This window comes from Pseudocitrobacter cyperus (genome assembly GCF_039889165.1).
Taxonomy (GTDB): Bacteria; Pseudomonadota; Gammaproteobacteria; order Enterobacterales; family Enterobacteriaceae; genus Pseudocitrobacter; species Pseudocitrobacter cyperus.
The window spans coordinates 1,366,217-1,380,266 of record NZ_JAYMYY010000001.1 but is presented as its reverse complement, the minus strand read 5'-3'; the positions used below and the strand labels follow the sequence as shown (position 1 = coordinate 1,380,266).

The window sequence follows — 14,050 nt, the reverse complement described above, 5'->3', positions numbered from 1 at the left end:
GCTATTTTCTGTAAGTTAAGGGTTGTCTCTGCGCCCTGCTTATAAGATCATACGCCGTTATACGTTATTTACGCTTTTGAGGAATCCACGATGAGTGAGGCTGAAGCCCGCCCGAGTAACTTTATTCGTCAGATCATCGATGAAGATCTGGCCAGTGGGAAGCACACCACAGTCCATACCCGTTTTCCGCCTGAGCCGAACGGTTATCTGCACATCGGCCATGCGAAATCGATCTGCCTGAACTTTGGCGTCGCGCAGGATTATCAAGGCCTGTGCAACCTGCGTTTTGATGACACCAACCCGGCAAAAGAAGATATCGAATACGTCGAGTCCATCAAGCACGACGTCGAGTGGTTAGGTTTTCACTGGGCTGGTGATATTCACTACTCCTCCGACTATTTCGATCAACTGCACCAGTATGCCGTTGAACTGATCAACAAAGGCCTGGCCTATGTTGATGAGCTGTCAGCGGAAGAGATCCGCGAATACCGCGGCACCCTCACCGCGCCAGGTAAAAACAGCCCGTTCCGCGATCGCAGCGTAGAAGAGAACCTGGCGCTGTTTGAAAAAATGCGTACCGGCGGCTTCGAAGAAGGTAAAGCCTGCCTGCGCGCGAAAATCGACATGGCGTCGCCGTTCATCGTGATGCGCGACCCGGTGTTGTACCGTATCAAATTCGCCGAGCACCACCAGACCGGCAACAAGTGGTGCATCTACCCGATGTACGACTTCACCCATTGCATCAGTGATGCGCTGGAAGGCATTACGCACTCTCTGTGCACCCTGGAGTTCCAGGACAACCGCCGCCTGTATGACTGGGTGCTCGACAACATCTCTATTCCGGTTCATCCGCGCCAGTACGAATTTTCGCGCCTGAATCTGGAATACACCGTGATGTCCAAGCGTAAGCTGAACCTGCTGGTTACTGACAAGCATGTTGAAGGCTGGGATGACCCGCGTATGCCGACCATTTCCGGTCTGCGTCGTCGTGGCTACACCGCTGCCGCTATCCGTGAGTTCTGCAAACGCATCGGCGTGACCAAGCAGGACAACACCATTGAGATGGCGTCGCTGGAGTCCTGCATTCGTGAAGATCTCAACGAAAACGCGCCGCGCGCAATGGCGGTTATCGATCCGGTGAAACTGGTTATCGAAAACTACCAGGGCGAAGGCGAAATGGTCACCATGCCGAACCATCCGAATAAACCGGAAATGGGCAGCCGTGAAGTACCGTTTAGCGGTGAAATCTGGATCGACCGTGCTGACTTCCGCGAAGAAGCCAACAAGCAGTACAAGCGTCTGGTGATGGGTAAGGAAGTGCGTCTGCGTAATGCTTACGTGATTAAAGCAGAACGCGTAGAGAAAGATGCAGAAGGTAATATCACCACCATCTTCTGTACCTACGATGCCGATACCCTGAGCAAAGACCCGGCAGATGGCCGTAAAGTGAAAGGCGTTATTCACTGGGTGAGCGCAGCACACGCTCTGCCGGTTGAGATCCGTCTCTACGACCGACTGTTCAGCGTACCGAACCCAGGCGCTGCTGATGACTTCCTGTCCGTTATGAACCCGGATTCGCTGGTTATCAAGCACGGCTTTGCTGAACCATCCCTGAAAGCGGCTGTAGCTGGTAAAGCGTATCAGTTCGAGCGTGAAGGTTACTTCTGCCTCGATAGCCGTTACGCTACCGCTGATAAGCTGGTGTTTAACCGCACCGTTGGCCTGCGTGATACCTGGGCGAAAGTGGGGGAGTAATCTTCTGCTTGAGAAAAACGCCGCTCCTGCGGCGTTTTTTTTATCTCTCATATTCGCGATGCGAATTAATCTTTTCCATGCAGACATCGTCCATTTGCATCATCCTCGCCAGACACATCCTCGTAACTCTGAGTATTAACATCTTCCCCCGATGAGATAAGGCATTGCGCCGGTTTATGTTAATAAATCTCATTTGTTACAAGACGCAACGAAATATGTGCGCTTTGTCATAATCCTGGGTTTTGATCGCGAAAAAGGATTGATAATTCGCGTCGCGAAAAATAATCTAACCCTGTAGCAAAAGGTGCTTTTCACCCCGCTACTTTTTTATCAGTTTTTTATTTTTAGCCTCTGCTTTGCAGCGGCATTTTTAAAAGTCAAAGAGGATACACATATGCGTACGTTCAGTGGCAAACGTAGTACGCTGGCGCTGGCTATTGCCGGTGTCACAGCAATGTCGGGTCTGGTGGTCGTTCCCCAGGCGAGTGCAGCAGGCTTTATCGATGATTCCACGTTAACCGGCGGCATCTATTATTGGCAGCGTGAGCGTGACCGTAAAGATGTGACCGATAACGACAAATATAAAACCAACCTTTCTCACTCCACCTGGAACGCGAATCTCGATTTCCAGTCCGGCTATGCCGCTGATATGTTTGGCCTTGATATTGCTGCTTTCACTGCCATTGAAATGGCGGAATCCTCAGAAAGTGGTCACCCAAACGAAATTGCGTTCTCTTCTAAAAATAAAGGCTACTCAGAAGATTACTCCGGCGATAAAAGCGGGGTAAGCCTTTATAAAGCGGCGGCGAAATTTAAATATGGCCCGGTTTGGGCGCGCGGTGGTTATATTCAACCGACCGGTCAAACATTACTTGCGCCGCACTGGAGCTTTATGCCGGGTACTTATCAGGGCGCGGAAGCCGGGGCTAATTTTGACTTCGACGATGCTGGCGCGCTGAGCTTCTCCTACATGTGGACCAATGAATACAAGGCCCCATGGCATATCGAAATGGATAATTTCTACCAGAACGATAAGCGCACGAAAGTCGACTATCTGCACTCCATCGGTATGAAATATGACTTCAAAAATGACCTGGTGCTGGAAGCGGCATTTGGTCAGGCGGAAGGTTATGTCGATCAATACTTCGCCAAAGCGAGCTATAAATTTGATATTGCGGGTAGCCCGCTCTCTACCAGTTACCAGTTCTACGGTACCCGCGACAAAGTCGATGACCGTACTGTAAACGATATTTACGACGGCACGGCCTGGTTGCAGGCGTTGACCTTCGGTTACAAAGTCGGCCAGGTTGACCTGCGTCTGGAAGGGACATGGGTTAAGGCCGAAGGCCAGCAGGGCTACTTCCTGCAACGTATGACACCAACCTACGCCTCTTCAAACGGTCGTCTGGATATCTGGTGGGATAACCGTTCTGACTTTAACGCCAACGGCGAAAAGGCGGTCTTCTTCGGCGCGATGTATGACCTGAAGAACTGGAATCTGCCGGGCTGGGCTGTCGGTGCTTCATATGCTTATGCCTGGGATGCTAAACCTGCAACCTGGCAGATCAACCCGGATGCCTATTACGACAAGAACAACACCATCAAAGAGTCCGCATATAGCCTGGATGTGGCCTACACCGTGCAGGATGGTCGTGCAAAAGGTACGCTGTTTAAACTGCACTTCACTCAGTACGACAACCACTCCGATATCCCAAGCTGGAGCGGTGGTTACGGCAACATCTTCCAGGATGAGCGCGACGTGAAATTTATGGTTATCGCACCGTTCACCATCTTCTGATAAGCGTTCCGGCGGGCTGCGATGCCCGCCGGACCGTATAGGGCTGACAACATGAAAAAAATGATGATGATCACCGCGCTTGTTGCGGGACTGGCGGGCTGTGCGCAGTCTGATGCACCGAAAGAAGATACGCGTCTGAAAGATGCCTACAGCGCCTGTATCAATACTGCGGAAGGTTCGCCGGAAAAAATCGAAGCCTGTCAGCAGGTGTTGAATGTGCTGAAGCAGGACAAAGCGCATCAACAGTTTGCTAACCAGGAAAGTGTGCGGGTAAGTGATTACCAGGCGTGTATTCTGGCGAGAAAAACCGGCAACGATCAGGCTGTGAAAACCGACTGCGGTAAAATTTGGCAGGAAATTCACAGTAATAACAACACGAAGTAAATCCCTTCCATACCGATAAACAGTATCCGGGTAAGCCTGCTGCTTACCCGGGATAATCTCAAATCAGAGCCTGTTCTCCGCGGTTTGATAGCCACGACTCAGCCGAACAAATAGCATTGCCGTCGCGGCCAGCCCGCATAATGCGGCGCACATTAACCACCATCCCGGCGCGCTTTTATCTCCGGTTATCTGCACTAACGCGGTCGAAATTGCGGGCGTCAGACCGCCAAAAATGGCCGTCGCGAGGCTGAATGCCAACGAAAAACCAACGGTGCGTACATAAACCGGCATCACCTCAGTGAGCGCTGCGACCATGGCGCCGTTATACATCCCAAAAAAGAACGAGAACCACAGCAGTACCAGCGTCATGCGGGTGAAGTCTGGCGCCGCCGTTAGCCAGTTCATCACAGGCCAGGTGGTAGCCAGCGCGAGCAGCGTAATGCCCATCAGCACAGCGCGACGGCCGATTCTGTCGGAGATGGCCCCGCCGATGGGCAGCCAGATGAAGTTCGAGATCCCCACCAGCATCGTGACAATCAGGCTGTCCCGTGCGCTGAGATGTAAAACGGTTCTGCCGTAGGTGGGGGTATAGACGGTAATGAAATAAAAGGTTGTCGTAGTCATCGCCACCAGCAGCGTCCCGGCGGTGATGATCCGCCAGTTTTTCACGATGGTGGTTAAAATCTCCCGGGTATCGGGGCGGTGCTTACGCTGTAAAAAGACCTCCGTTTCCTGGAGCGAACGTCGCAGGACAAAAATCAGTGGGATAATCATACAGCCAATAAAAAAGGGAATGCGCCAGCCCCATTCGGAAATCTGATCGTGTCCGAGCGTTGCATTCAGTCCATAGCCGATCAGCGCGGCAAAAACGATGGCGACCTGCTGGCTGGCTGATTGCCAACTGGTATAGAAGCCTTTATTGCCAGGCGTGGCAATTTCAGACAGATAGACCGACACACCGCCCAATTCAACCCCCGCAGAGAAGCCCTGGAGCAGTCGACCGAGCAAAACCAGAATGGGGGCTAATACGCCAATAGTCTGATAACCGGGAACCAGGGCAATCAGCAGAGTGCCGCAGCCCATAATCGCCAGCGTGACCATCAGCCCTTTACGACGACCAATCCTGTCAATGTAGGCGCCAAGAACAATGGCGCCGATAGGACGCATCAGGAAACCAGAACCAAACACAGCAAACGTCAACATTAGCGCGGCGAACTCACTCTCCGCCGGGAAAAATGTTCTGGCGATATAGGTGGCGTAAAAACCGAACAGAAAAAAGTCGAACTGTTCGAGGAAATTACCACTGGTTACTCTGAGTATTGCGCCGAACGTTCCGGCGCGCGATGTTGGTTGAGTCATTGGGTTTGCTCTCCATTGTCTTCATTTTGTTGTTATAGAGGTAAGAGTGTATGGGTTAGTCGCCTGCGACCCCCGTCTGTTTTCCGCGTCGCTTCTCAATTGCCCACTTGAGTAGGGATGCGCAACGATAAAATCCGTGGGCGAACTTTCCATAGGGAATGGTCAAAAAAAGCGCCATGACTACCCCCAGGTGGATGGCGAGCAGAATGCCCATCCACGATGAGTCCCTGCCGGCTAACAGGCCTAACCCCGTCAGGCTGGTGAGTAACAGCAGTAAAATAAAACCGCGATCCATCGGCTTTTGCCGTGGATCGCCGTGCAGAGGCGAGCGACGCAGGTTCAGCCACAGTAACCCCGCCGGGCCGACGACCAGACCCACACCGCCCAGGGTGCCGAGCATGACCGGTACGCTGAAGAAGGGGTAGGGGGCTTCCCAGCCAGCAAGATAGTGATAGCCTGTCGCCACGAGGGTGGCAGCGAAACAGAGCATAAAGCCGTAGAAGGTGAAGTGATGAAAACGGCGACGCAGCAGGGTAAAGGCATCGTCCGCTTCATTACAGCCCTTTCCATGGCCGCCATCGAGATATTTCAGCGTGAGGGCGTTGCGTGAGGCTTCGGAGATATCCGCAGATTGTGGAAGGCCGGGAGAAATTTCACGCCAGAAGCGAACGACCCCGGTCATTAGCAATCCGATTGCCACAATAAACACGGAGCCAAACATCCAGGCCAGCAGGTTGTGGGGGAAGATCTGATAAAAATCACCCGCCAGCGGAGGATGGAGCAGCGACCCTTTCAGCCCCATAGCGAGGAGTAAAAAGAAGATCAGGCCGAAAACCAGCGCCAGGGTCACGGTGATGCCCACCCGGCGATAGAGTGCGGCGAAAGCGGCTGGCTGGGCGTAGTGCTGATAGGTCTCCAGCCGGACTTCGGCCATGGCTTTAGGCACATTGATAGCAAACTCATGCGGTGGCGCATACTGGCAGGCATGCAGACAGGCGCCGCAGTTATGGCACAGGTTCGCCAGGTAGTTGATATCCGCTTTATTGAACTCAAGCCGCTGGGTCATCGCCGGGAACACAGCACAAAAGCCTTCGCAGTAGCGGCAGGCATTACAGACCTGCATTACGCGCTCAACTTCCGCCTCTGGCTCGGTGATAATTTGAGCCTCGATAATTAATTTTTCAAGCTGCTTCATGACGCGCCTCCTGTTTTGCTGCCAGTGCGGCCTCTTTTCCGGCGATGCGTCCGAAAGTCGTACCAATCGACATACCGACGCCCGCGGTATACCCCTTGCCCAGCACGTTGCCTGCCATCATCTCTCCGGCGACAAACAGGTTTCGGCTTGGCTTTCCGGCAAAATGCACGGCGGCGTGAGCGTTTACTTTCAATCCCAGGTAGGTAAAGGTGATCCCCGGGCGCAGGGCATAACCATAATAGGGAGGGGTATCGATTGGGCGCGCCCAATGCGTTTTCGGTGGGGTAAGATTAGCCGTCGCGCAGTTATCCAGCGTGGTGTGATCGAACTGCCCTGGCTGACAGGCCTGATTATATTGCGTGATGGTATGGGTCAAACGTTCAGCATCAAGGCCTAACTGACGCGCAAGCTCATCCAGCGTGTTTGCCCGCGCGCCAGGGAATACTGGCGGCATGAAGTGACCGATGGCTTTACTGTCGATAATCGAATAGCCGATTTGCCCCGGTTGCTGGGCGACCAGCCGTCCCCAGATGGCATAGCGTTTGGGCCAGAAATCTTCCCCTTCATCATAAAAGCGTTCTGCATCACGGTTGACTACCAGCCCTAAAGAGACGCAGTCCACACGGGTACAAATGCCGCCATCATAGAGAGGCGCTCTGGCGTCAATCGCCACACAGTGGGACTGGGAAGGATCACCAATAATATCCGCACCCGCGTCAATCATAAATTTGAGCAGTACGCCCTGATTAAAGCGGGTACCGCGAATGAGAAAATTATCGGCAGGCCATTCTCCACGCGCATTCTGGCCCCAGGCCTCCTTCAGCCACTCCCGGTTGGACTCGAATCCCCCGGCGGCGAGTACGCAGGTTTTGGCCGTAATGCGCTCCTCTCCTGCCAGTGCAGCGACAAATTCGCCATTTTGCAGCTCCAGCGCCTGAACCGGGGTGTTATAGCGAATTTGCACGCCCAGTTTCTCCGCGCTGCGATAATAAGCATTCATCAGCGCTTTACCGCCGCCCATAAAAAAGGCGTTAGTCCGCGCGACATGCAGTGCGCCCGAAAGTGGGGGCTGGAAGTTAACGCCATGCTGGCGCATCCAGTCCCGGCAGTGCGATGAGGTGCGGATCACTAAACGTGCCAACGACTCGTTAGTGTTTCCTTCGGTAACACGCCACAGATCCTGCCAGAACTCCTCTTCGGGGTAGCTCTCCACCAGCACATCCTGTGGGGCGTCATGCATACAGCGCAAATTGCGGGTATGCTGGGAATTACCGCCGCGCCATTCACGAGGCGCGGCCTCAAGCAGCAGCACAGAAGCGCCGGCCTCGCGAGCGGTCAGTGCGGCACACAATGCCGCATTGCCTCCGCCGATCACCAGAACATCAACCATTGTCGACTCCATTACTATTTAACTAATTGTTAAATTTGTAATTGAAATGTATATGCTTGATGCGCGTTGCCGCTATGGCCTCTTGCTAAAGAGGCCTTTAGTTAACGTAAAGGGTTGCGCCTGGCCACGCGCCGGCTTGCGTGAGCTCTCGCATTACTTTGCTGAGTATTACGCGGGTTGCGAGACCAGCCGGAGAGAGTTCATCATCAGAGAGGCTGACCAGAAAGTTGGGGCGACTAAGGACTGGATTTTGGACATCGATCACTCTGAGTGCTTCGTGGTCGAGGTGGGATATCGCCGCCCCAGGCTGTAATGTGGCGCCAAGGCCGCTGCGTACCGCCTGCATCAGCAAGGCCAGGCCATCTATTTCGGTGACGACTTCCGGGGTCAGTCCGTGCTCCTGGGCAATGGCTTCAAGCCTGCCACGCAGGCCATGCCCCTGGCTTGGCATAATCAGCGGAATGTTTGCCAGTTGGGCAGGCGAGATACCGTCAGAGGAAATATCAGCCAGAAGGGCATGGGTGCCAATCAGGAAAAGTCTTTCTTCAAGAATCGGTCTTGCGCTCCAGCGCACAATTTTATCCTTCTGAAAAACAATCGCTAAATCAATCTGACGGGTGTTGATCATGCGTTCGAGGTTTCCGGAGAGACTTTCCACAACATGCAAACGAACGTCAGGGTAGCTTTCGCGCATCGCGTTGATAAAAGGCATGCCAAGCACGGAGGCGGTACTGGGCGCCATGCCTACGCTGATATGTCCGGAAAGACGCGCTTCGCGTGCGGCGAGCACCGCGTCATCGGCATGACGAAGCGCCAGTTGCGCCTGCGAGTAAAAAGCCAGCCCGGCGCTGGTGGGGGTGACGCCTCTGGAGGTGCGTTGCAACAGGCGTATGGAGAGGTCGTTTTCCAGTCGCGTCATCTGCTGGCTGAGCGCCGAGACGCCAATATTCAGATCGAGCGCCGCGCTGCCCATGCTTCCGGTCTCCACGATGCGGACGAAATATCGTAACTGTCGAAGTTCCATTTCCCTCTCCGGTACCTTAGTGTTTACATTAAAGTAACATTACGCCGAAGTGTGGAGGGTAAGCAACAGGCAATAAAAAAGCCAACCTGTTGGTTGGCTTTAGTAAAACAGTGACGACTATTTTTCTACCGCGTCGTGGGCGTGTTCATCTTCGCGGCAGTCACCCTCTGCACAGTGACCATACAGGTACAGGCTGTGGTTCGTTAAGCGAATGCCGTGTTTTGACGCGATTTCACGCTGGCGGGCTTCAATGGAATCATCGCTAAATTCAATCACTTTGCCGCAGTCGAGGCAGATCAGGTGATCGTGGTGATGCTGTTGGGTAAGTTCGAAAACGGACTTACCCCCTTCAAAGTTATGGCGCGTTACGATGCCCGCGTCATCAAACTGGTTAAGTACGCGATAGACGGTCGCCAGACCAATCTCTTCACCCATGTCGATCAGGCGTTTATATAAGTCTTCCGCGCTGACATGGTGATTGTCTGGTTCCTGAAGCACTTCCAGGATCTTTAACCGGGGAAGTGTGACTTTCAGGCCAGCCTTCTTTAATGCGGTATTGTTGTCAGTCATGCGGAATCTGTCCTGTTGCTAAACGATTGACTTCCCAACAGGGAAGTATCATAGAGAGTGCACCGGGTATAATGCGTCTCATTATAGAATGACCCTTTCTAAATGAAAACAGCAAGCCCTGGGCGAGTAAAGATTTCAAAAACGAGGCTTAACTAGCAAACCCGCTAAATTCTGCAGGTATTGTACAGATATGCGTTCAAAAGTTAAAAATTTGTAGCTATTATTTTGATTGCTTCTACCTATTAATGCGGCGTAATTTAACAATCACGCCGCATTAATGCTTAAGCGTTTTTGATCTCTTCCAGATGCAGCTCTTCAGAAACCTGTTTCACCCATTTTTCAACGCGTTCAGCGGTCAGTTCCGGCTGACGGTCTTCATCGATGGCCAGACCGACGAAATGGTCGTCATCGGCCAGTCCTTTGGAGGCTTCAAAGTGGTAGCCCGCAGTCGGCCAGTGACCAACGATGGTCGCGCCGCGCGGTTCGATGATGTCGCGGATAGTCCCCAGCGCATCACAGAAATATTCCGCATAATCTTCCTGGTCGCCGCAGCCGAACAGGGCAACCAGTTTGCCGTTGAAATCGACTTCTTCCAGCGTTGGGAAGAAATCATCCCAGTCACACTGCGCTTCGCCGTAGTACCAGGTCGGAATGCCCAGCAGCAAAATGTCGAATGCAGCCAGGTCTTCTTTGCTGCTCTTGGCAATGTCATGCACGTCGGCAACGTCTTTACCAAGCTGTTTCTGAATCATTTTTGCAATATTTTCGGTATTGCCGGTGTCACTACCAAAGAAGATGCCAACGATTGCCATGAGTTAAATAACCTCTTGAAACTTAATGATATGGTGGTGGCGTATTGCCCACAGATAAGGGCAATCATAGCAGAACAGAGAAAGGTGCGGAATCAGCAATCGTACCGGACTGCACTCTCTGCTACATGAAAGTGGGGTTTTGCGAAATTTTCAGACCTTTTCCTGCTCGTGAAGCAGGGCTAACTGGCTCATCAGAATCTCTTCGATAAGCTCACTGCGACTCATATCACGCGCTGCCGCCAGCTCGTTCAGAGCGTCAACGGCATCATTGTTCAGTTTCAGCTCGACGCGCTTCAGGCCGCGAACTTTATCGCGTTTTAATTGATTACGCTTATTGATGCGCAACTGCTCGTCACGCGAAAGCGGATTGGTTTTGGGTCTTCCCGGCCGACGCTCATTTGCGAACAAATCTAATGTCGTGCGGTCCGTTTGTTCTTTTGCCATGATTCAGAGTGACTTCGGGGAAACAAGCTACCGGGAAACGCCCGGTGCAGACAGCGCGCAATCATACATCAGTGCAACCGACACGCCAACGACCACGGCCATAATGGCGCGCGGTCGTTGAGTTTTTAATCAGTCTGCTAAATATCGGCGAATAGCGCGCAGCACCGCATCAGGTTTTTCTGCATGTACCCAGTGGCCTGCGCCAGCGATGACATGCGCACGAGCCTGCGGGAACTGCGAAAGCAGAGCATCGCGATAATCTTCAGTAACATACGGGGAATTACCGCCAGGAATAAACAGCGCCGGATGATCCCACGCCGGAATGGGTTCCCAGCCGACGATATGCGGGTACTGATCCCACAGCACCGGAACGTTAAAGCGCCACGCGCCGTCGACAAACGATTTCAGCAGGAACTGAATCACGCCTTCTTCCGCCAGATGCTCGCGCATCAGCGCTGCCGCCTGCTGACGGGTGGCGACGCCCGCCTGGGTAACGGCATTGATGGCGGCGAAAATCTCATCATGACGACGAACGTGATAATCCACGGGGGCGATATCGATAGCCACCAACCGCGCAATGCGCTCCGGAGCCAGCGCAGTAAGCGCCATCACCGCTTTGCCACCCATCGAATGCCCAATTACCGTTGCTTTTTCAATATGATGGGCATCAAGCGTGTCCAGCAGATCCTGCGCCATCGCCGGATAGTTCATCTCGTCAGAACGCGGCGAAAGGCCATGGTTACGCATATCCACTTGCAGGATGTCGTGGTCGGCCACCAGGTCGCGCGCCAGCACGCCGAGGTTATCCAGGCTGCCAAACAGGCCATGAACGAGAAGGATGGGGGAATTATTGTGCTGGTTTTGTGCAGATTGCGTTCGGGTATTCAATTTCATAGCAAAGTTCTTTTTTTCGCTCTGTCGGGTTAGGGTATTATGTTGGACATTCTCACGTTCAGGGGCAAGATACGATTTTTATCCCATTTTTGCCGCTATCCTGGTATGACGCTATCCGCTGTTGGGTTTTGAACATATAATCCCAGCAACTTGTATTCAGAAAAATTATTGCACTGGATTAAGATGAAAACGATCGAAGTTGATGACGAACTCTATCGCTATATTGCCGCCCACACACTGCACATTGGCGAGAGCGCATCCGACATTTTACGGCGAATGCTGAAGTTTTCCGCCGCATCACAACCTGTTGTTGCTGCCCCGGTTGCTAAAGCTGAAGCTGCACCGGCTCAGGTTGCTCCAGTTGCCGAGGTGAAGCCGGTTAAAACCGCGAAAGATAAAGTGCGCGCGATGCGTGAACTGCTGCTCTCCGATGAATACGCTGAGCAGAAAAAAGCCGTCAATCGCTTTATGCTGATCCTGACGACGCTCTACAAACTGGATAACAACGCGTTTGCCGAAGCAACGGAATCGCTTCATGGGCGCACGCGTGTCTACTTTGCCGCCAACGAGCAGACCCTGCTGAAAAACGGTAATCAGACTAAACCGAAACAGGTACCGGAAACCCCATATTGGGTGATCACCAATACCAACACCGGTCGTAAATGCAGTATGGTGGAACACATTATGCAAACCATGCAGTTCCCCGCTGAATTAATCGAAAAGGTATGCGGCACAATCTAACCCTTGCATAAGAAGGATCAAGCAATGGCAATCCATAACCGTGCGGGCCAGCCTGCACAACAGAGTGATTTGATTAACGTCGCCCAGCTTACGTCTCAGTACTATGTGCTGAAACCGCAAGCGGGTAACGCAGAGCATGCAGTAAAGTTTGGTACTTCCGGACACCGCGGCAGTGCGGCGCGCCAGAGTTTCAATGAACCTCATATTCTGGCGATCGCGCAAGCTATCGCAGAAGATCGTGCGAAAAATGGCATTACTGGCCCGTGCTACGTGGGTAAAGATACTCACGCGCTCTCTGAACCGGCGTTTATCTCCGTGCTCGAAGTGCTGGCGGCAAACGGTGTGGATGTCATTGTGCAGGAAAATAACGGCTTTACGCCGACGCCTGCGGTCTCAAACGCCATTCTAGTTCATAACAAGAAAGGCGGCCCGCTGGCCGATGGGATTGTGATCACCCCGTCTCATAACCCGCCGGAAGATGGCGGTATCAAATACAACCCACCTAACGGCGGCCCGGCCGATACTAACGTCACCAAAGTGGTGGAAGATCGCGCCAACGCGTTGCTGGCCGACGGCCTGAAAGGCGTGAAACGTATTTCTCTGGATGCCGCGCTGGCGTCCGGTCATGTGAAAGAAATGGATTTGGTGCAGCCGTTCATCGAAGGGCTGGCGGATATCGTCGATATGGCCGCTATTCAGAAAGCGGGTTTGACGCTGGGCGTCGATCCGCTGGGTGGCTCCGGTATTGAATACTGGAAACGCATCGGCGAGTACTACAAGCTGAATCTGACTATCGTCAACGATCAGGTCGATCAGACGTTCCGCTTTATGCACCTTGATAAAGATGGCGCTATCCGTATGGACTGCTCCTCCGAGTGTGCGATGGCGGGTCTGCTGGCGCTGCGTGACAAGTTTGACCTCGCGTTCGCCAACGACCCGGACTATGACCGTCACGGTATCGTTACCCCGGCAGGTCTGATGAACCCGAACCACTATCTGGCGGTGGCAATCAACTACCTGTTCCAGCACCGTCCGCAGTGGGGCAAAGATGTCGCCGTGGGCAAAACGCTGGTCTCTTCCGCGATGATCGACCGCGTGGTCAACGATCTGGGTCGTAAGCTGGTGGAAGTGCCGGTGGGCTTCAAATGGTTCGTTGATGGTCTGTTCGACGGCAGCTTCGGTTTCGGTGGTGAAGAGAGCGCCGGGGCTTCGTTCCTGCGCTTCGACGGCACGCCGTGGTCGACCGATAAAGACGGTATCATCATGTGCTTGCTGGCGGCGGAAATTACCGCTGTCACCGGTAAGAATCCGCAAGAGCACTACAATGAGCTGGCAGCACGCTTCGGCGCGCCGAGCTACAACCGTTTGCAGGCAGGGGCGACGTCTGCGCAGAAAGCTGCGCTCTCTAAGCTCTCTCCGGAGATGGTCAGCGCCAGCACCCTGGCAGGCGACCCGATCACCGCACGTCTGACGGCGGCACCGGGCAACGGAGCTTCTATCGGCGGGCTGAAAGTGATGACCGACAACGGCTGGTTCGCCGCGCGTCCGTCAGGCACGGAAGACGCGTATAAAATCTATTGCGAGAGCTTCCTCGGCGAAGAACACCGTAAGCAGATTGAGAAAGAAGCGGTTGAGATTGTCAGCGAAGTACTGAAAAACGCCTGATAACAGTTCTGTTTAAAAA

Annotated in this window: 13 protein-coding genes; 5 read left to right on the top strand and 8 right to left on the bottom strand. The window is 53.3% G+C overall.

The window, feature by feature from the left end; genetic code table 11:
* Window positions 1-90: 90 nt before the first annotated feature.
* From glnS to VSR74_RS06770, 3 genes are all read left to right on the top strand, one after another.
* Entirely contained in the window at window positions 91-1,755 is a 1,665-nt protein-coding gene (gene glnS, locus VSR74_RS06785; RefSeq protein ID WP_347793974.1) for a glutamine--tRNA ligase, read from the top strand.
* Window positions 1,756-2,149: 394 nt separating this feature from the next.
* Entirely contained in the window at window positions 2,150-3,553 is a 1,404-nt protein-coding gene (gene chiP, locus VSR74_RS06775) for a chitoporin ChiP (RefSeq protein WP_347793973.1), read from the top strand.
* 51 nt (window positions 3,554-3,604) lie between these two features.
* Window positions 3,605-3,937, top strand: coding sequence for a ChiQ/YbfN family lipoprotein (locus tag VSR74_RS06770; protein WP_347793972.1), 333 nt, complete (start codon window positions 3,605-3,607; stop codon window positions 3,935-3,937).
* Between the two features lie 63 nt (window positions 3,938-4,000).
* Here VSR74_RS06770 and tcuC read toward each other — a convergent pair whose 3' ends face one another.
* From tcuC to ybfF, 8 genes are all read right to left on the bottom strand, one after another.
* Window positions 4,001-5,296 (bottom strand): tricarballylate/proton symporter TcuC, encoded by a 1,296-nt coding sequence (tcuC, locus tag VSR74_RS06765; protein ID WP_347793971.1) that lies wholly within the window; start codon window positions 5,294-5,296, stop codon window positions 4,001-4,003.
* Window positions 5,297-5,351: 55 nt separating this feature from the next.
* Window positions 5,352-6,491: a tricarballylate utilization 4Fe-4S protein TcuB gene (tcuB, locus tag VSR74_RS06760; protein ID WP_347793970.1), complete on the bottom strand. Its 1,140-nt coding sequence runs from the start codon at window positions 6,489-6,491 to the stop codon at window positions 5,352-5,354.
* Window positions 6,478-7,881, bottom strand: coding sequence for an FAD-dependent tricarballylate dehydrogenase TcuA (gene tcuA / locus VSR74_RS06755; protein WP_347793969.1), 1,404 nt, complete (start codon window positions 7,879-7,881; stop codon window positions 6,478-6,480). The genes tcuB and tcuA overlap by 14 nt, the downstream gene beginning before the upstream one ends.
* Window positions 7,882-7,978: 97 nt before the next feature.
* A complete protein-coding gene (gene tcuR / locus VSR74_RS06750) occupies window positions 7,979-8,905 on the bottom strand; it encodes a tricarballylate utilization LysR family transcriptional regulator TcuR (RefSeq protein WP_347793968.1) in 927 nt (308 codons plus the stop codon).
* Window positions 8,906-9,022: 117 nt separating this feature from the next.
* Window positions 9,023-9,475: a ferric iron uptake transcriptional regulator gene (gene fur, locus VSR74_RS06745; protein ID WP_347793967.1), complete on the bottom strand. Its 453-nt coding sequence runs from the start codon at window positions 9,473-9,475 to the stop codon at window positions 9,023-9,025.
* A gap of 281 nt (window positions 9,476-9,756) precedes the next feature.
* Window positions 9,757-10,287, bottom strand: a complete 531-nt coding sequence (gene fldA / locus VSR74_RS06740) for a flavodoxin FldA (protein ID WP_149464405.1) — start codon at window positions 10,285-10,287, stop codon at window positions 9,757-9,759.
* Between the two features lie 150 nt (window positions 10,288-10,437).
* Window positions 10,438-10,731 (bottom strand): LexA regulated protein, encoded by a 294-nt coding sequence (ybfE, locus tag VSR74_RS06735; protein WP_347793966.1) that lies wholly within the window; start codon window positions 10,729-10,731, stop codon window positions 10,438-10,440.
* Between the two features lie 129 nt (window positions 10,732-10,860).
* Window positions 10,861-11,625 (bottom strand): esterase, encoded by a 765-nt coding sequence (gene ybfF / locus VSR74_RS06730; RefSeq protein ID WP_347793965.1) that lies wholly within the window; start codon window positions 11,623-11,625, stop codon window positions 10,861-10,863.
* Between the two features lie 183 nt (window positions 11,626-11,808).
* Between ybfF and seqA the strand changes: the two genes are divergently transcribed.
* Window positions 11,809-12,366 carry a replication initiation negative regulator SeqA gene (gene seqA / locus VSR74_RS06725; protein ID WP_347793964.1) on the top strand — a complete coding sequence of 186 codons (558 nt, stop codon included), beginning with the start codon at window positions 11,809-11,811 and terminating at the stop codon, window positions 12,364-12,366.
* Window positions 12,367-12,390: 24 nt separating this feature from the next.
* Entirely contained in the window at window positions 12,391-14,031 is a 1,641-nt protein-coding gene (pgm, locus tag VSR74_RS06720) for a phosphoglucomutase (alpha-D-glucose-1,6-bisphosphate-dependent) (RefSeq protein ID WP_347793963.1), read from the top strand.
* Window positions 14,032-14,050: the final 19 nt, after the last annotated feature.